General features: G+C 53.5%; 14 protein-coding genes. 9 read left to right on the top strand and 5 right to left on the bottom strand.

Annotated features, from left to right (window positions below):
* The first annotated feature begins 3 nt into the window (after positions 1–3).
* The 3 genes from nifA (at position 4) to B4923_RS09490 (ending at position 3,720) form a co-directional block, all read left to right on the top strand.
* Positions 4–1,593, top strand: a complete 1,590-nt coding sequence (gene nifA, locus B4923_RS09500; protein WP_109054112.1) for a nif-specific transcriptional activator NifA — start codon at positions 4–6, stop codon at positions 1,591–1,593.
* 205 nt (positions 1,594–1,798) lie between these two features.
* A complete protein-coding gene (gene nifB, locus B4923_RS09495; protein ID WP_109054111.1) occupies positions 1,799–3,196 on the top strand; it encodes a nitrogenase cofactor biosynthesis protein NifB in 1,398 nt (465 codons plus the stop codon).
* Positions 3,196–3,720 (top strand): nitrogen fixation protein NifQ, encoded by a 525-nt coding sequence (locus B4923_RS09490; RefSeq protein WP_109054110.1) that lies wholly within the window; start codon positions 3,196–3,198, stop codon positions 3,718–3,720. The genes nifB and B4923_RS09490 overlap by 1 nt, the downstream gene beginning before the upstream one ends.
* A 65-nt stretch (positions 3,721–3,785) precedes the next feature.
* Here B4923_RS09490 and B4923_RS09485 read toward each other — a convergent pair whose 3' ends face one another.
* Complete coding sequence (locus B4923_RS09485) at positions 3,786–4,826, bottom strand: LacI family DNA-binding transcriptional regulator (RefSeq protein WP_109054109.1); 1,041 nt, start codon at positions 4,824–4,826, stop codon at positions 3,786–3,788.
* 379 nt (positions 4,827–5,205) lie between these two features.
* On the opposite strand from B4923_RS09485, the gene ascF reads away from it, so the two are divergent.
* Positions 5,206–6,672 carry a PTS cellobiose/arbutin/salicin transporter subunit IIBC gene (ascF, locus tag B4923_RS09480; RefSeq protein ID WP_109054108.1) on the top strand — a complete coding sequence of 489 codons (1,467 nt, stop codon included), beginning with the start codon at positions 5,206–5,208 and terminating at the stop codon, positions 6,670–6,672.
* 18 nt (positions 6,673–6,690) lie between these two features.
* Positions 6,691–8,121, top strand: coding sequence for a 6-phospho-beta-glucosidase (locus tag B4923_RS09475; RefSeq protein WP_109054107.1), 1,431 nt, complete (start codon positions 6,691–6,693; stop codon positions 8,119–8,121).
* Between the two features lie 92 nt (positions 8,122–8,213).
* Here the strand turns inward: B4923_RS09475 and B4923_RS09470 are convergent, their stop codons facing one another.
* On the bottom strand, positions 8,214–9,035 hold the full coding sequence (locus B4923_RS09470; RefSeq protein WP_109054106.1) for a shikimate 5-dehydrogenase: 822 nt from the start codon (positions 9,033–9,035) through the stop codon (positions 8,214–8,216).
* A 314-nt stretch (positions 9,036–9,349) separates the two neighbouring features.
* On the opposite strand from B4923_RS09470, the gene B4923_RS09465 reads away from it, so the two are divergent.
* Positions 9,350–10,357: a zinc-binding alcohol dehydrogenase family protein gene (locus tag B4923_RS09465; protein ID WP_109054105.1), complete on the top strand. Its 1,008-nt coding sequence runs from the start codon at positions 9,350–9,352 to the stop codon at positions 10,355–10,357.
* A 177-nt stretch (positions 10,358–10,534) separates the two neighbouring features.
* Here B4923_RS09465 and hutG read toward each other — a convergent pair whose 3' ends face one another.
* The 3 genes from hutG to hutC form a co-directional block, all read right to left on the bottom strand.
* The gene (hutG, locus tag B4923_RS09460; RefSeq protein WP_109054104.1) at positions 10,535–11,368 is read right to left on the bottom strand and encodes an N-formylglutamate deformylase; all 834 of its coding nucleotides are present in this window, start codon (positions 11,366–11,368) and stop codon (positions 10,535–10,537) included.
* Positions 11,368–12,627 carry an imidazolonepropionase gene (gene hutI / locus B4923_RS09455; protein WP_109054103.1) on the bottom strand — a complete coding sequence of 420 codons (1,260 nt, stop codon included), beginning with the start codon at positions 12,625–12,627 and terminating at the stop codon, positions 11,368–11,370. The genes hutG and hutI overlap by 1 nt, the downstream gene beginning before the upstream one ends.
* Before the next feature lie 119 nt (positions 12,628–12,746).
* Positions 12,747–13,547 (bottom strand): histidine utilization transcriptional repressor HutC, encoded by an 801-nt coding sequence (hutC, locus tag B4923_RS09450; RefSeq protein WP_109054102.1) that lies wholly within the window; start codon positions 13,545–13,547, stop codon positions 12,747–12,749.
* 281 nt (positions 13,548–13,828) lie between these two features.
* Between hutC and B4923_RS09445 the strand changes: the two genes are divergently transcribed.
* The 3 genes from B4923_RS09445 (at position 13,829) to B4923_RS09435 (ending at position 17,125) form a co-directional block, all read left to right on the top strand.
* Positions 13,829–15,199: a formimidoylglutamate deiminase gene (locus B4923_RS09445; RefSeq protein ID WP_109054101.1), complete on the top strand. Its 1,371-nt coding sequence runs from the start codon at positions 13,829–13,831 to the stop codon at positions 15,197–15,199.
* Positions 15,196–15,807 (top strand): HutD/Ves family protein, encoded by a 612-nt coding sequence (locus tag B4923_RS09440; RefSeq protein WP_109054100.1) that lies wholly within the window; start codon positions 15,196–15,198, stop codon positions 15,805–15,807. Before B4923_RS09445 ends, B4923_RS09440 begins: the two co-directional genes overlap by 4 nt.
* Before the next feature lie 337 nt (positions 15,808–16,144).
* Complete coding sequence (locus B4923_RS09435) at positions 16,145–17,125, top strand: ABC transporter substrate-binding protein (protein WP_109054099.1); 981 nt, start codon at positions 16,145–16,147, stop codon at positions 17,123–17,125.
* The last annotated feature ends 14 nt before the right edge of the window (positions 17,126–17,139 follow it).

The raw sequence follows: 17,139 nt of genomic DNA, 5'->3' as shown, positions 1-17,139 counted from the left end.
AAAATGGCACATTTCCCGACGACAGAACAGTTTTCCCGGCGTTTGGATTTACAGCAACAGGTTGTGGCGCTACATAAAATCAGCGTGGCGTTGAGCCATTCGCTGGATGTGCAGCATACGCTGGAAGAGATGATCCAGGCGTTGCACGACCATGCGTTTATGCAATACGGCATGGTCTGCCTGTTTGATAAAGACCGCGCCGCGCTGTTTATCGAAGCGTTGCAGGGAGCGGGGGCGCAGGTGATCAAAGGAGGACGGGGTGTCCGCTATCGGGTCGGTGAGGGAATTCTGGGAACCGTGATGAGCCAGCGGACTTCGCTGGTGTTGCCCCGGGTATCGGACGATCCGCGCTTTTTAGATCGCCTTAACCTCTATGACTATGCTTTGCCTTTTATCTGCGTGCCCATTCCCGGCCCGGATGGCATGCCGCTCGGGGTATTGGCTGCCCAGCCTATGGAACTGCATGAGGACAGATTGCCTTCCAGCACCCGTTTTCTGGAAATGGTGGCGAATCTGATCGCCCAAACGGTCCGGTTAATCGGTCATGCCAAGGGGGAGAACGAGGCATTGCGCAGTGAACGCGACAGCCTGCGCCGAAAAGTTCAGCAGCAGTATGGTTTTGACAATATCGTCGGTAAAAGCCAGCCGATGCGGCATATCTTCGACCTGATGCGTCAGGTGTCGCGCTGGGATACGACGGTGCTTATCCGGGGAGAAAGCGGTACGGGTAAGGAGATGATCGCCAACGCCATTCACTACAACTCCCCACGCGCCGGAACGCCATTTGTGAAATTCAACTGTGCGGCCTTGCCCGATTCGTTGCTTGAAAGCGAACTGTTCGGCCACGAAAAAGGGGCGTTTACCGGGGCGGTCAAACAGCGTAAAGGGCGTTTTGAACTGGCGGATGGTGGCACGCTGTTTCTGGATGAAATTGGCGAAAGCAGCGCATCGTTTCAGACCAAACTGCTGCGTATTTTGCAGGAAGGCGAAATGGAGCGCGTCGGCGGTGATGAAACGCTGCGTGTGGATGTGCGCATTATCGCGGCGACCAACCGGAATCTGGAAGATGAGGTTAGAGCCGGGAATTTTCGTGAAGACCTCTATTACCGTCTGAATGTGATGCCGATTTTTTTACCGCCGCTGCGCGAACGGCTTGAGGATGTACAGGATCTGGCCCAGTTTCTGATCGCCAAGCTCAGTAAACGGCAGGGACGGGAACTGCATATCAGTGAAGGCGCAATACGTTTACTGATGAACTATGACTGGCCGGGTAATGTGCGCGAACTGGAAAACTGTCTGGAGCGTGCGGCGGTAATGGCAGAGGACGGATTGATCGACCGGGATGTCATTTTGTTTAATTACAAAGAAAACGCGCTGGCGCCGTTCAATCGCAACAGAATCGCCAGTGACGTTGTCACGAATATGAACCATGAACCCAGCATTGAAAATATTCAGGATGAGCGGCAACGCCTGATTGCGGCGCTGGAACGCACCGGCTGGGTACAGGCCAAAGCCGCCCGCCTGCTGGGGATGACGCCGCGTCAGGTGGCGTATCGTATTCAGATTATGAATATCAATATGCAGAGAATGTGAGCTATCCGGCTATTTCTTCCTAAGCGTAATTTACGCCGGGAGAATCAGGGAATGTCGCATTCAATACATTGTCGGACAATGTCAGTTATGGCGCAGTGGGGATAAAACGCATAACGCTTTATTTAATAAACACTTTTAATTTTTCTCCGCCCGGCATGCCGTTTGCAAAAAAGAAGTGAAGTCGCTCATTACTGAGGTTAAGCATATGACAGACAACGCATCTTTTTCAGGTAAACGGTCATGCGGGCCGATGAATACGGCACATTTTACCCCTTTGCAGTCGGATAAAGTGTCCCGTCACCCTTGTTACTCTCCGCTGGCCCATCATCGCTACGCCCGGATGCATTTGGCGGTGGCGCCCGCCTGCAATCTGCAATGCAACTACTGTAACCGCAAGTTCGATTGCAGTAATGAATCCCGCCCCGGCGTTGTCTCGGAGCTTCTGTCGCCAGAACAGGCGATTGCCAAAGCGAAATATGTCGCGTCGCAGATCCCGCAGCTATCGGTGATTGGTATCGCCGGGCCGGGCGACCCGCTGGCCAATATGGCCCGCACGTTCAAGACGCTGGAAGGATTGCGGGCGGAATTGCCGGATATCAAACTGTGTCTGTCAACCAACGGCCTGATGCTGCCGGATGCCATCGATCGACTGGTGGATATCGGGGTCGATCATGTCACCGTTACCGTGAATGCCATTGACGCGGTGATTGCCGAAAAAATCTATGACGGCCTGTGGTACGAAGGCGACAAACTGAATGGGCGTATCGCCGCCGATCTGCTGATTGAACGGCAGGGCGAGGGCATTCGTAAACTGGCGGAGCACGGTATTATGGTGAAGGTGAACTCCGTACTGATCCCGGAAATCAATGCCGCGCATCTTGGTGACGTCAGTTTGCAGGCGCGGCAGTGGGGAGCGGTGCTGCATAACGTGATGCCGCTGATCGCAAAACCCGAACATGGCACCCGATTTGGTCTGGAAGGCGTGCGTGAACCGGATGCGGAAACGCTGGGGGAAGTGCGCAGTCAGTGCGGACGGCATATGCCGCAAATGGCGCATTGCCAACAGTGCCGCGCCGATGCGATAGGGATGTTGGGGGAAGACCGTAGCCAGGAGTTTCCGCTGGCGTCATTACCTGAACGGCAGGAGTCCTGGCTGCCGGCGCTATTTCGCCGGGCGAGCATTCAGGCCAGCATCGCGTCGCAGGGAGAATCGGAAGAGCCTGATGCCTGTCTGGTGGCGGTTGCAACCGGACAAGGGGAAATCATCGATCGGCATTTTGGTCATGTGGATCGGTTTCATATTTTCAGTATTTCCCGCGCGGGTATTATCCCGCTGGGTGAACGCTTCACTCAGCGCTACTGCAAAAGCCCGACGGACTGCGAGGAAGGTGAGCCGGAAGAGCGGCTGGATCAGCTCGTTGCCCTGCTGGCGGATGTCAAAGCGGTATTTTGTGTCCGTATCGGGCTGACGCCCTGGCAGCGGTTGGAAACTGAAGGTATCGAACCTTGTGTGAGCGGCGCATGGCAGCCAGTACGCGAAACGCTGGAACAATGGCGGATGCAGCGTGCCCGGTTGGAGGTCAACCAGCAGGGGGTGGCATAATGACAATCGCACCCACGCCGCTGGCATGGCTGCGCTATCTGGTCGACAATCATCTGGCCGGTGTGGCGCGCTTTCCTGCGCAAATGAATCTGAACGATGACGACTGGCAACGGCTGCTGCGGCGAGTGGGACGTAAGGCGGCAGAACGTCCCGCGGCATTGGATCAGCAGGATGCCTTGCTGAGTATGTTACTGCGGCCACGCCAGCAGGAATGCGAACAACTGGCGAATTGGCTTTTGCAATATATGGATGAAGAAGCGGCGCCGATGCACTGGTTAATTGCTGGCGCATCAATGAGTTTCAATCATCTATGGCAGGATTTAGGGCTGGCGTCGCGGGCCGAACTGCGTGAGTTGATGAGCATCTGCTTTGCGCCGCTGGTTGAAATGAACACGCAGAACATGCGCTGGAAAAAGTTTTTCTATCGTCAGGTGTGCCTGTCACGGGATGGGGAACTGATCTGCCGATCGCCATCCTGTGAAAGCTGTAGTGAAGTTGAGCTCTGTTTTGCGCCGGAGAAATGAAAGCGGATTGCCTGGGAATTTTCGCATTGGGAAAAATCGCATCACGTTACTCATGATCCCCCGCGTCACTGACCATCCTTATCTGACGGCGCAATATAAAAAGGCCCATTCTGTATGGAATCCCTGACCAGCAGATCGGAAGAAAAGGTATTTTCCTTTGAAAAATACCCACCGTCCAGCATGGATACCAATCGGTTAATCACTTCACTGATCATATCGCTGACTGGATCTTTGACGCTGGATAGCGAGGGTTTCAGGAACGGCGCAGTCGGAATATCATCAAACCCCACAATTGAAATCGTATCCGGTACGGAAATACCGATTTCGCTTAACTTTTTCATCGCGCCAATCGCCATATCATCATTGCTGGCAATCACCGCGCTGAACGGCACCTGACCGGCGAGCAATGAGTCAATGGCGATAGCACCGCTGGCGGGTGTCCATTTTCCTTTAACGATGAGGTTATCACGCACCGCAATATTGGCGCTGGACAGAGCTGCTTTGTAGCCGGAAAGACGCTCAATTGCGGTCGGCGAATCCAGCGATCCGGTAATAAACGCAATATCCCGATGCCCCCGCTCAATAAGGTATTGGGTCGTCTTGTAGCTGGAGCCTTTATGATCACAGTAAATACAGTGACTTTGATGCTTCCTCAGTTTTCTGTTTACCACCATTATCGGTTGTTTGTGCTTCTCGATAATCTCGTCCATTTCATCCACCGTTAAAAAACGCGGGTAGATGATGATGGCATCGCAGCGTAAATCCAGCAGGAATTGAATGGCGGCTTTTTCCTCTTCGGCGCTGTGCTTTCCATCAACCAGAATCAGTTGGCGGCCATTGTCTTCCAGTTTTTTCGCCGCCTGAGAAAGCAATTCATTAAAGTAGCTGCCGTTGTACAAGGTATTGGTTACCACCAGACCGATGCACTCCGACTTGCTGGTCGCCAGATTCCGCGCCAGTAAATTGGGGCGATATCCTGTCTCCTCAATGGCTTTATATACCAGCGTTTTGGTTTCTTCGCTGGTATACCCTTTACCTGACAGAACACGCGATACCGTGGCTTTCGATACGCCCGCTTTCTTTGCCACTTCCTGCATGGTTGACATGTGACTTCCTGAATCCTGGGAAATTGCGCCTATTCTACACATTTTGGGAATAAGGAAGCATGCCGTGTCTGACGGAATGTTGCACTTTCATGAAGTATTTCGTTAAGCCGATTAAATGTCGATCCCCATCACAAAATAATAATTAAGGTTATTTTTTTATTGAAATGTTAGTTCAATATCCACATTCTCATGTGGAACCGGTTACCCATCAGGATTTCATACCACGGAAGGTAACCGGGGTGTCGGAATAAATATATTCATAACATTATGAATTTAAAAAATAAATGTACGTTTATGCCAGCAAAGACTGATTCTCGATGGCTTTGAGTCGTTTGTTCAGCCTGATGTAGCAAGCGTCATTACGAGAGATTCCTTATCCATGTCAAAGAATTATGCGGCAGTATCACGATCGATAGTCGATGCCATCGGTGGTGCCAGTAACGTAGCGGCGGTGACGCACTGTATGACGCGTTTGCGCTTTGTGCTTAAAGACGAGAAGGCCGTTAATATTGCGGAGTTGAAATCCATCAGCGGCGTGCTGGGCGTGGTGAAAAATGATGACCGGTGTCAGGTCATCATCGGCAATAATGTGTCTTACGCTTATGCCGAGGTGTTGAAACTGCTGCCAGACACCGTTCAGCCTGAAGGCCGTGCGTCTGGAGAAAATAAAATCACGTTGAAACGCATTGGTGCCGGGATCCTGGATGCGCTGATTGGCACGATGTCGCCGCTGATACCGGCGATTATCGGCGGCTCCATGGTGAAACTGCTTGCCATGATTCTGGATATGACCGGAATTTTTGAAAAAGGCTCATCAACACTCACGATCCTCAATGTTATTGGCGACGGGGCCTTCTTCTTCCTGCCGATAATGGTGGCGGCTTCTGCGGCGATAAAATTCAAAACTAACCTGTCGTTGGCGATTGCCATTGCCGGGGTGCTGGTGCATCCCACCTTTATCGATTTGATGGCCAAAGCGGCCGAGGGACAACCGGTTGAGTTTATTGGTCTTTCCGTTACCGCGGTAAAATATACCTATACCGTTATCCCGGCGCTGTGTATGACCTGGATCCTGTCCTATATTGAAAAATGGGTGGATCGCATTACTCCGGCCGTGACCAAAAACTTCCTGAAACCGATGCTGATCGTGTTGATTTCAGCGCCGATTGCCATCATGTTCATTGGCCCGGTGGGGATCTGGATCGGCAGCGGTATCTCCGCGGTGGTTTACACCGTTCATGATTATCTGGGCTGGCTTTCTGTCGCCATTATGGGCGCCATCTGGCCATTACTGGTCATGACCGGCATGCACCGTGTATTTACTCCCACCATCATTCAAACCATTGCGGAAACCGGGAAAGAGGGCATGGTGATGCCTTCAGAAATCGGCGCCAACCTGTCGCTGGGCGGCTCATCGCTGGCGGTGGCATGGCGCACGAAAAACCCGGAACTGCGTCAGACCGCACTGGCGGCCGCCGCTTCCGCCATTGTGGCCGGTATCTCTGAACCGGCGCTGTACGGTGTGGCCCTCCGGCTGAAACGTCCATTAATCGCCTGTCTCATCACCGGATTTATTTGTGGCGCCATCGCCGGTATCGGCGGGTTGGCCAGCCATTCGATGGCGTCGCCGGGGCTTTTCACCAGCGTGCAGTTCTTCGATCCGAGCAACCCAATGAGTATTGCATGGGTGTTCGGCGTCATGATTATGTCCGTCGTGATCTCCTTCTTTGTGACGTTGTTATTGGGATTTGAAGATATTCCGGTAGATGAAACAACAGAACGGGACAATGGTGCTGCTCAGGACACCGCTGTTCCAGCGCCGCAGAAGGCACTGAAAACCAACTAGATCGAGAAGAGGTCTCTCATGTCAGCATCAACATTTCCCGACGATTTTTTATGGGGCGGGGCGTTAGCGGCAAATCAGTCCGAAGGGGCTTATCTTGAAGGTGGTAAAGGGTTGACGACGGTGGACATGATTCCACACGGGCCGCACCGTCTGGCGGTGAAGTTAGGTCAGGAACCCCGTTTTACCTTGTGCGACGATGAGTTTTATCCAAGCCATCAGGCCATCGATTTTTATCATCGATACAAGGAAGATATCGCGCTAATGGCGGAGATGGGGTTCACCGTGTTCCGCACATCCATTGCCTGGAGCCGGATTTACCCTAACGGTGATGAACTGACGCCCAATGAGGCAGGCATCGCCTTTTACCGTGATGTCTTTAGCGAGTGTAAAAAGCACAACATTGAGCCGCTGGTGACGCTGAGCCATTTCGATGTGCCTATGCATTTGGTCAGGGAATATGGCTCATGGCGCAATCGAAAAATGGTGACGTTTTTCACTCGTTATGCCCGGACATGTTTTGAAGCATTTGACGGATTGGTGAAATACTGGCTCACCTTTAATGAAATCAATATTCTGTTGCACAGCCCGTTCTCTGGCGCAGGGCTGGTTTTTGACAAAGACGAGGATCAGGAACAGGTCAAGTACCAGGCCGCGCATCATGAACTGCTTGCCAGTGCGCTGGCGACGAAAATCGCCCATGAGGTCAATCCTGATAATCAGGTGGGTTGCATGCTGGCGGGGGGCAATTTTTATCCGTGGTCCTGTAAGCCGGAAGATGTCTGGGCCGCGTTGAACAAAGATCGTGAAAACCTGTTCTTTATCGATGTGCAGGCGCGAGGCGCGTATCCGGCATATACCGCGCGCCTGTTCAGAGATAAAGGCATTTCGATTGCCACGGAACCGGGCGACGAGGATATTCTCAAAAATACGGTCGATTTTGTCTCCTTCAGCTATTACGCCTCTCGCTGCGCGTCGGCAGAGATGAATGACCAGAACAGTAGCGCTGCGAATATCGTCAAATCGCTGAAAAATCCACATATTGAAGCCAGCGAATGGGGATGGGGGATCGATCCTTTAGGGCTGCGGATCACCATGAATATGATGTATGACCGCTATCAGAAACCGTTATTTCTGGTGGAAAACGGGCTGGGCGCCAAAGATGAAGTCAATGAACGGGGCGAAATCGAAGACGATTATCGTATCAGCTATCTGCGCAAGCATATCAAAGCGATGGCCGATGCAATTGAGGATGGCATCCCGGTCATCGGCTATACCTCATGGGGTTGTATCGATCTGGTTTCAGCCTCAACGGGGGAGATGAGTAAGCGCTATGGCTTCGTTTACGTTGACCGCGACGATCAGGGCAACGGTTCTTTAGCCAGGACGAAAAAGAAATCTTTTTACTGGTATAAGAAAGTCATTGCCAGCAACGGTGCTGATTTGGATTAAATAAAAAAAACCCGGCGAATAATATTTCGGGGGCGTTTTTATGGATAAGGCCGGGAGATCCGTTTTACTTCCCGGCCATGCTGATGAGGGATTTATTGCTGGCGTGAATAGGCTGCCGCCTGTTGGAATAATGCGTCGTCGGGACGAATACCGGTATAAAGGGCAAATTGCTCTACCGCCTGAATGGCGAAGACTTCAGAGCCGGCGATCGTCGTTTTCCCTTGCTGGCGGGCATAGTGAATTAATGGCGTTTCTGGCGGCAGCGCGACCACGTCAAAAATCACGCTGGCCGCGTCTACCTCGCTTTCGCTATAAGCGAGCCTGTTGGCGTCAGGACCACCGGTCATGCCGATCGGCGTGGCGTTGATCAGCAGATCGGCCCGCAAACCCTCGGTATTGGGACGCCATTCGTAATCGTACAACGCCGCGAGCGATTTACCGGTTTTTTCGTTGGTGGCAACGATATATCCGTTTCTGAAACCGGCGTCCTTCAGCGCGCACGCCACCGCTTTTGCCATGCCGCCGCTGCCGCGCAGTGCGAACACGAGATCGTTTGGCACCCGGTAATCCGCCAACAGTTTGGCAATCGCAATATAATCAGTGTTGTAGGCTTTCAGATAACCGTCGGTATTGACGATAGTGTTGACCGAGTTGATGGCTTGCGCCGAGGCGTCTAATTCGTCCACCATCGGGATGCAGGCCTCTTTGAATGGCATGGAGATGGCGCAGCCGCGAATGCCCAGCGCACGAACGCCGCCGATGGCGCCGGCCAAATCCGTCGTGGTAAACGCCTTATACAGATAATCCAGATCCAACGCATCATACAGATAATTATGAAAACGCGTGCCAAAGTTACTGGGGCGGGCGGCAAGGGACATGCAAACCTTGGTGTCTTTATTTAAATGTCGAGTCATCGTTTCGGGTCCTGTGTGTACTATCCAATCGGCTGTTTTTCAGGTCATCGCTATTATACGAACTTGATGGGTAATTATTGGATAAATCAACCCCATGAAAAACGGCTGTCTTTAGACGCATGACTTCCTCTTTTTTTATGTTTCGCCGTGCAAGCAAGTTTTCATTCCTGGCGTTAACGTCTTAATCTAATATACCTATTATTAGAAAAATTCATCTAACGTAAGCTGTGCATCACCGTGTCATATCATGACGCAAGGCGGCAAGCCCACGTACAGCCCCTTATCTTTCAAATTATTGCCTGGAGAAAACAGTGATGAAAGCCGTTGTCTATAGCCAACATGGTTTGCCAATACAAAACCCTCAATCCCTGTATGACGCGGAGGTAGCAAAACCGGAACCCGGTCCGCATGACCTGCTGGTGAAGATCCGGGCGATTGCAGTCAACCCGGTGGATACCAAAGTTCGCACCAATTCACCAACGGACCATCCGCGTATTCTGGGATGGGACGCGGTAGGGTCGGTAGAGGCGGTGGGGAATGCCGTCACGCTGTTTAAGCCCGGTGATGAGGTGTATTACGCCGGGTCAATCAATCGGCCGGGCTCCTATGCGGAATACGGTCTGGTCGATGAGCGCATTGCCGGCCACAAACCGGCTTCGCTGAGCGATGCGGACGCGGCGGCGCTGCCGCTGACTTCCCTGACCGCCTGGGAGCTATTGTTCGACCGGTTAGGCGTGGAAGAATGGGCCGGAGAAGGCGATGCGCTGCTGATTATTGGCGCGGCGGGAGGCGTTGGCTCCATGCTGACGCAATTGGCTTGCCAATTGACCGGGCTACGCGTGATTGGTACGGCGTCACGGCCCTCTACGTCTGAATGGGTACGGACTCTGGGCGCGCATGATGTGATCGACCATTCCCGCCCGCTGACGGAAGAATTGAACAGGATTGGGGTTTCGCAGGTTCGCTATGTGGCCAGTCTGACCCAAACTGATAAACATTATGCGCAAATTGTTGAAGCTCTGGCGCCGCAGGGAAAATTCGGGATTATTGACGATCCCGCGACGCTTGATGCGCTACCACTGAAGCGTAAGGCCATCTCACTGCACTGGGAACTGATGTTTACCCGCTCGCTGTTCCAGACGCCGGATATGATTCGTCAGCACGAAATTCTGGAACGCGTGAGTACCCTGATTGACAACGGAACGCTCCGCACCACCGTGGGCAACCATTTTGGGGCCATTAATGCTGAAAATCTGCGACGGGCGCATGAGCTGATCGAAAGTGGCCGCTCGCAGGGCAAGATTGTGCTCGAAGGGTTTTAGTTCGCAATAATATGGGGCCGGTTGGCCCTGACGAATTCCCAGAAGAGAATTAAGTATTTTTGATAAGGGGTCATGGGGTGGTGGCGATTGAGCCGCCCCATGTCGGGCGCGTGCTGCAATGCTTGCAGAAATCTGCGTTAGCTACTGCGCACGAAACCCTAACCTTGCTTACAGAAATTATTCCCCAATCCCATATCGATGGTGTCCCCAGTTCAGCATCCCTCCGAGCATTTGTTTCAGCAGCACCTGTAGCTGGGATGCTTTCGCCTCAACGTACGGATAAGGCTCGCTTTCATCCATATAGTTACTCTGGGCGAGTTCTAACTGGACCGCGTGGATATCCCGATCGGGCTGGCCGTAGGCTCGGGTGATATACCCGCCTTTGAACCGACCGTTAAGCACATGGCTGAATTGAGACTGTTGCTCACAGCAGGTCGTCAGGATATCGCTTAATTCAGCGGCGCAGCTTGCGCCGCTGTTCGTACCAATATTCAGGTCGGGTAATGTGCCGTCGAACAGTCGCGGAATAACTGAGGCAATCGAGTGGGCGTCAAATAATAAGGCATAACCGAATGTTTGCTTTATTCGTGCCAGTTCGGACTGAATTTGTTGGTGGTAGGGACGCCAAATCTCATCCAGATAGCGCTGGCGTTGCAGGACTGACGGCGCCATGCCAGCCTTGAATGTTGGTCGGCCATCAAACAGCGTATCCGGATACAGGCCCGTGGTGGCGGTGGCGTAGAGCGGCTTATCATCAGAAGGTCGGTTTAAATCGATAACAAAACGCGAGTAATGACCGACCAGAATGCTGGCGCCCAGCGAACGCGCAAAATCGTACAATCGCGGAATATGCCAGTCGGTATCGGAAAGCGGTCGGGCATCGTCGCTCAGCGCACGCTCCACCTCGGGGGTAAGCCGGGTGCCGGCATGGGGAATACTGACTAACAGCGGCGCATTCCCAGCGATAAAAGAGTAAGGCTCGGCAAGGGTGTCGGTCGTCGGCTGGCTCATTAACGGATATCTCCTCGGTGTTCTCCACGATAAACCACGGTGCAGGGTAGCTGACCGCCCAGCCAGTAAACCAGCTCTGCCGGACGCGACAGCGGCCAATGAATAAAATCAGCCACGTTGCCTGTTTTCAGCGTACCGTGCGATGCCTGTAACCCCAGCGCTTTTGCCGCGTGGCAGGTCACGCCCGCCAGCGCTTCTTCAGGCGTCAGGCGGAATAGGGTGCAGGCCATGTTCAACATCAGGCGCAGGGAGAGCGCCGGAGACGTGCCGGGATTGGCATCGCTCGCCAGCGCCATGGGCACCTGATGACGGCGGAAACTGTCGATGGGCGGACACTGTGTTTCACGCAACAGATAATAGGCGCCGGGCAACAGTACCGCGACGGTGCCGCCGACGGCCATGGCCTGCGCATCTTCGTCGGTGGCGTATTCAAGATGATCGGCCGACAGGGCGGCGTGTCTGGCCGCCAGCGCACTGCCATGCAGCGACGACAGCTGTTCAGCATGCAATTTGACCGGTAATCCGAGCGCTTCGGCAGTATTAAATACCCGTTCAACCTGTGCCGGTGAAAATGCCAGATGTTCACAGAAGGCGTCTACCGCATCGGCCAGCTTTTCTCTGGCGACCACGGGCAACAACACATCACAAATCAGTGTGATGTAGTCATCGGCGCGGTCTTTGAATTCCGGCGGCAACGCGTGCGCGGCCAGGCAGGTCGATTTGACGTCTACTGGCAGCAGGGCGTCTAACTGACGGATAACCCGCAGCATCTTTAATTCACTCTCGATACTCAGCCCATAACCGGATTTGATCTCGATACAGGTGATCCCCTCCGCCAGCAGCGGTTGCAGACGAAACAGCGCCTGCTTCAGCAACTGTTGCTCGCTGGCCTGACGTGTGGCATTGACGGTGGCGATGATCCCGCCGCCCTGAGCGGCAATCTCGGCATAGCTGACCCCGTTCAGACGTTGTTCAAATTCACTGCTGCGATCGCCGCCAAACACCAGATGGGTATGACAGTCGATAAATCCGGGCGTGATAATGCCGCCGTCAAACCGGTGCTCTGCCGTGGCGGAAAATGGCGGGCAATCCTGAGTTTTTCCCAGCCAGATAATGCGACCTGCTTTGACGGCTATCGTGCCGTCTTCAATCGGCGTATAGCGGCCATCCTGCATGGTGATCAAGGTAGCGCCATGCCACAGGCTGTCGCAGGTTGATGAATGGGAAGGGCGTGAACCAGAGGTATTTATTACCGTCATGCGCGGCTCCGGGCTAAATTCTTCTTGTATAGACAACTAAAGTCAACCTAACGCATAACGGGTAGCGCAGCAAGTCGGCTAACGATAGTTTTTTCTTATTGCCGGTTGTGTCAAGGCAATCAGCCGTGGCTGGTAAAGCGTCCAAAAAGTTGATAACGGGAGCCGGGGTAAATCAGGCGCGCCACCGTCACGACATGGCTGCCACTCCAGGTGCGGCGATGAATCAGCAAACAGGGCTCGTGCTCTTTCAACCGCAACAATTCGCGCAGGGTATCGTTGGCGCTGATGGCTTCCACCCGATGTTCGCCGGCGGTGAGCGGGGCAATTTTCATCAGGTAGGTGTAAGGCGCTTCATTATCCATCACCTGTTGCAGATAGTCGGGCGCCGTGCGCGGATTGACAAAACGCTCTTCGACTTGCACCGGGGTCTCATCTTCATAGTGAACGATTTGTGAATAAAACAGGATCTCTCCGGTCACGATACCCAACTGCATGGCCTGTTCTGCGTCCGCCGGACGGGCTTCGCAGATCAGAATCTTACTGCTATGACGATGACCGCGCTGAGCGATTTCATCGGCAATATTGTGGACTTCGAGCATCGGCGTATAGGCTTTTGCTTCGGCAACAAAGGTGCCGACCCCCTGCATACGAATCAAAAAGCCTTCGCTGGTCAGTTCGCGCAATGCGCGGTTGATGGTCATGCGGCTGACCCCCAACTCATTCACCAACTCGCTTTCAGACGGTACGCGCTGATGAGGCTTCCAGTTGCCGCCGCGAATTTGACTGATAATTGCCTGTTTGACCCGCTGATAAATCGGCGCGGGCGTGTCACTGATGGCGGCGGCCAATTCGGATAGGGTTTGCTGCGAGACATCCTGTTGCGTCATTCCATGTTGAGCAAGCGGCGTTGGTTCCGACATGGCTCTTACCTCACTTGAAAAATCCACAGAGTTTTCAGAGAAAATGGCCGGCTGACTAGATTTTCTTTCAGCGGCGGTCATTTTCCCTGCAACGTTAAAGATCGGCCATGGTGGCAAATCAAATTTCAAAAAAAGGATGGTGACAAGTTTACAGCGCAATCAGGCATATGTATATGTATAGACAAGATCGCTGATATTTTCGCAATTATTTTTACGATATCGCCTTATGTTTCTTTGCGCCTATGCCCAATAGGCTCTCTGCTGATTCAGGGAACGTTATTATGCCTGCTTATTTTGCTCCACGCGCTTTACTGACCGAAGGCTGGGCCCACGATGTCCGGCTGGATGTTGACGCCAACGGCCTGATCGCCGCCATCACATCTCATGCCGACTCGCAGGGCTGCGTGCCGCTGAATGGACCGATCGTTCCCGGGATGCCTAATCTTCATTCGCACGCGTTTCAGCGGGTTATGGCCGGGCTGGCAGAAGTGGCGGGCGATCCGCAGGACAGTTTCTGGACCTGGCGCGAGCTGATGTACCGCATGGTGCAGCGTTTGACGCCGGAACAGGTTGGCGTCATCGCCCGACAGTTGTACATCGAAATGCTTAAGGGCGGCTACACGCAGGTCGCCGAGTTTCATTATCTACATAATGATATTGATGGTCGGCCTTACGCACATCGTGGCGAAATGACGGCACATATCAGCGAGGCGGCGCAGCAGGCCGGGATTGGATTGACCATGCTTCCCGTGCTGTACAGTTATGCCGGATTCGGTGCGCAACCGGCGCAGGACGGTCAAAAACGGTTTATTCAGGATGCTGACGGCTACCTGCTTCAGCAGGAAATAATTCAGCGGCAGTTGCAGGGTAACTTACTGCAAAATCAGGGATTATGTTTTCATTCTCTGCGAGCGGTATCGCGTGAGCAGATACTACAGGTATTGCACGCCGCGGACCCGCATCTCCCCGTCCATATTCATATTGCCGAGCAGCAGAAGGAAGTTAACGACTGCATGAACTGGAGCGGTCAGCGGCCCATCACCTGGCTGTATGACAATGTGGATGTTGATGCGCGCTGGTGTCTGATCCACGCGACACATCCCGATGCCTGCGAACTGACGAGTATGGCCGACAGCGGCGCGGTAGTGGGGCTATGCCCGACTACCGAGGCGAATCTTGGCGATGGCATTTTCCCCGGCGTCGATTATCTGGCGCAAGCAGGGCGCTGGGGCATCGGTTCCGACAGCCATGTTTCGCTCAACGTGGTGGAAGAGCTGCGCTGGTTCGAGTACGGACAACGCCTGCGGGATTTGCGCCGTAACCGTTTGACCACGCCACGGCAGAAATCCATCGGCGACGTATTGTACACCCAGGCCGCGGCAGGCGGCGCGCAGGCCTGCGGCGTCAACATCGGGCGATTGAGCGCAGGTTGCCGTGCCGATTGGCTGGTCCTCGATAACCGCTCGCCCTATCTGGCGGCGGCAAAGGATAGCGAAATACTCAATCGCTGGCTGTTTGCGGGGAGCGCGGCGCAGATCCGTGATGTTTACGTCGGCGGGATGGCCCGCATCGTTGATGGTCAACACGCTCAACAGCAGGCCGCCGCCGAGGATTTTCTGCACTTGCTGAAGCAACTGTCGGAGGCGGTATGAGCCAGCTACACCGGTTTTCTTTCGATACGCTGCCGCTAAGCCGCTGGCGTAACGGCGGCGGTGAAACCCGTGAGATCGTCAGCTGGCCGCCAGGCGCAGCGGATTTTAGCTGGCGTGTCAGTATCGCCACCATTGCTCAGGATGGCCCGTTTTCTGTCTTCGCGGGTATCGATCGATCCATCACGTTATTGAGCGGTGCCGGCGTGCATTTATTTTCTGAGCAACGCGTTGACCACGCGCTGATTCATCCGGGAGAGCCATTTGCTTTTTCTGGCGATGTGGCGTTGAGCGCAAGGCGGATTGATGGGGCGACGACCGATTTCAACATCATGACGCGCCGTGGCGTATGTCGCGCGGCGGTAACGGCGCATGGTGATAGCTTTATTGCTTCCGGACCGTTGGGCGGCGTGCTTTATGTGATGAGCGGCGAATGGAAAATAGGACGCAGTGCTGCCCTTAACGCGGGAGAGGGTGTGTATTGGGCGGCAAAAGACACCGGGGCTTCTGATACGAGTATTGTTGAATCTAAAGCGGACACGGAAACCGGTTTTCCGGTCGAGATACAGGGAACCGCAGGAATGATTCTGTGGGGAGCAATAACCGTTTAACCGGCGAATAACGTGCGAGTGCGCTAAAAAAGTGCAATAGATGCACCACTGCGAGTCAACAAATCAATAAGCTGACGATTGATCGTTCCTTTTCACCGCCGATGTCCCTGCGTATGCGGGAATTCACTATTAAATAACTCATTGATATCATAAAAATTTATTCCTGTAGGGGCATGGCGTATCCGGACGCCGTGCGACGAAATGGCTTCGGCGTTGGTTTCATGAAAATCTGGCACATGTCTTGCTTAATTTTACTTGTATAGACAAGATTATACAGTGGTGATGACCTCACGATAAATTTCCTTTCTCTGAGACAGATCCTTTACAGGAGAGACAGATGAGCAACATGATTTCCAGGGCTGTATCGAAACGTTCGTTATCTGCAATCAGTCTGGCGATAGCGCTAAGCGGGATCGGTGTGAATGCCGTTCAGGCAGCGGATACGCCGGTGGCTATTGGTATTTCAGGCTGGACCGGGTTCGCTCCGCTTACGCTGGCCGATAAAGCGGGCATCTTCAAAAAGAATGGCCTCGACGTCACCCTGAAAATGGTTCCACAGCAGTCGCGTCATTTGGCGATTGCGTCCGGTTCGCTGCAATGCGCCGCCACCACGGTCGAAACCTATCTCTCCTGGAACGCCAGCGGCGTCGCGGTTAAACAGATTGCGCTGATGGATAAATCTTACGGCGCGGACGGTATCGCGGTACGCAACGACGTTAATAGTCTCGCCGATCTGAAGGGCAAAACCATCAGCGTTGATGCGCCGGGAACCTCTTCCTATTTCCTGCTGGCGTGGTTTCTGGGTAAAAACGGCATGACCATGCAAGACGTCAAACTGGCGACCCTGAGTTCCAGTGCGGCGGCTCAGGCATTTATTGCCGGTCAGAACGACGCGGCGGTGACTTATGAACCCTATCTCTCAAACATTCGCCAAAATCCGGACAAAGGAAAGATCCTCGCCACAACGCTGGAATACCCGATGGTGATGGACACCCTGGGATGTACGCCAGACTGGCTGGACAACAATCCGCAGGCGGCTCAGGCACTGGTCAACAGCTATTTCGACGCGTTGGACATGATCAAGAATGAGCCGGAAAAATCCAATGAGATCATGGGCGCCGCGGTGAAAGAAACCGGCCCGCAGTTTGCTGAAAAAGCCAGTTATTTGCGCTGGCAGGGCCGTGAAGAGAATAAACAATTTTTCGACGGGGAGATTGTTACCTTCACCAATGAAGCCGCCAAGCTGCTGACCGAGCTGAAAATTCTGCGTAACACGCCGGATATAAACACCTTATATGATGCGCAATATGTGAAATAGCCATGAAGGACCAA

Source organism: Brenneria roseae subsp. americana (assembly GCF_003115815.1).
Lineage (GTDB): Bacteria > Pseudomonadota > Gammaproteobacteria > Enterobacterales > Enterobacteriaceae > Brenneria > Brenneria roseae.
The sequence above is the reverse complement of the archived record's forward strand: the minus strand, read 5'-3'. Positions and strand labels throughout refer to the sequence as shown.

What these genes read in the sequence shown, in the direction of transcription:
- nifA (WP_109054112.1), top strand. Translation starts at nt 4, where the DNA reads ATGGCACATTTCCCGACGACAGAACAGTTTTCCCGGCGTTTGGATTTA.
- nifB (WP_109054111.1), top strand. Translation starts at nt 1,799, where the DNA reads ATGACAGACAACGCATCTTTTTCAGGTAAACGGTCATGCGGGCCGATG.
- B4923_RS09490 (WP_109054110.1), top strand. Translation starts at nt 3,196, where the DNA reads ATGACAATCGCACCCACGCCGCTGGCATGGCTGCGCTATCTGGTCGAC.
- B4923_RS09485 (WP_109054109.1), bottom strand. Translation starts at nt 4,826, where the DNA reads ATGTCAACCATGCAGGAAGTGGCAAAGAAAGCGGGCGTATCGAAAGCC.
- ascF (WP_109054108.1), top strand. Translation starts at nt 5,206, where the DNA reads ATGTCAAAGAATTATGCGGCAGTATCACGATCGATAGTCGATGCCATC.
- B4923_RS09475 (WP_109054107.1), top strand. Translation starts at nt 6,691, where the DNA reads ATGTCAGCATCAACATTTCCCGACGATTTTTTATGGGGCGGGGCGTTA.
- B4923_RS09470 (WP_109054106.1), bottom strand. Translation starts at nt 9,035, where the DNA reads ATGACTCGACATTTAAATAAAGACACCAAGGTTTGCATGTCCCTTGCC.
- B4923_RS09465 (WP_109054105.1), top strand. Translation starts at nt 9,350, where the DNA reads ATGAAAGCCGTTGTCTATAGCCAACATGGTTTGCCAATACAAAACCCT.
- hutG (WP_109054104.1), bottom strand. Translation starts at nt 11,368, where the DNA reads ATGAGCCAGCCGACGACCGACACCCTTGCCGAGCCTTACTCTTTTATC.
- hutI (WP_109054103.1), bottom strand. Translation starts at nt 12,627, where the DNA reads ATGACGGTAATAAATACCTCTGGTTCACGCCCTTCCCATTCATCAACC.
- hutC (WP_109054102.1), bottom strand. Translation starts at nt 13,547, where the DNA reads ATGTCGGAACCAACGCCGCTTGCTCAACATGGAATGACGCAACAGGAT.
- B4923_RS09445 (WP_109054101.1), top strand. Translation starts at nt 13,829, where the DNA reads ATGCCTGCTTATTTTGCTCCACGCGCTTTACTGACCGAAGGCTGGGCC.
- B4923_RS09440 (WP_109054100.1), top strand. Translation starts at nt 15,196, where the DNA reads ATGAGCCAGCTACACCGGTTTTCTTTCGATACGCTGCCGCTAAGCCGC.
- B4923_RS09435 (WP_109054099.1), top strand. Translation starts at nt 16,145, where the DNA reads ATGAGCAACATGATTTCCAGGGCTGTATCGAAACGTTCGTTATCTGCA.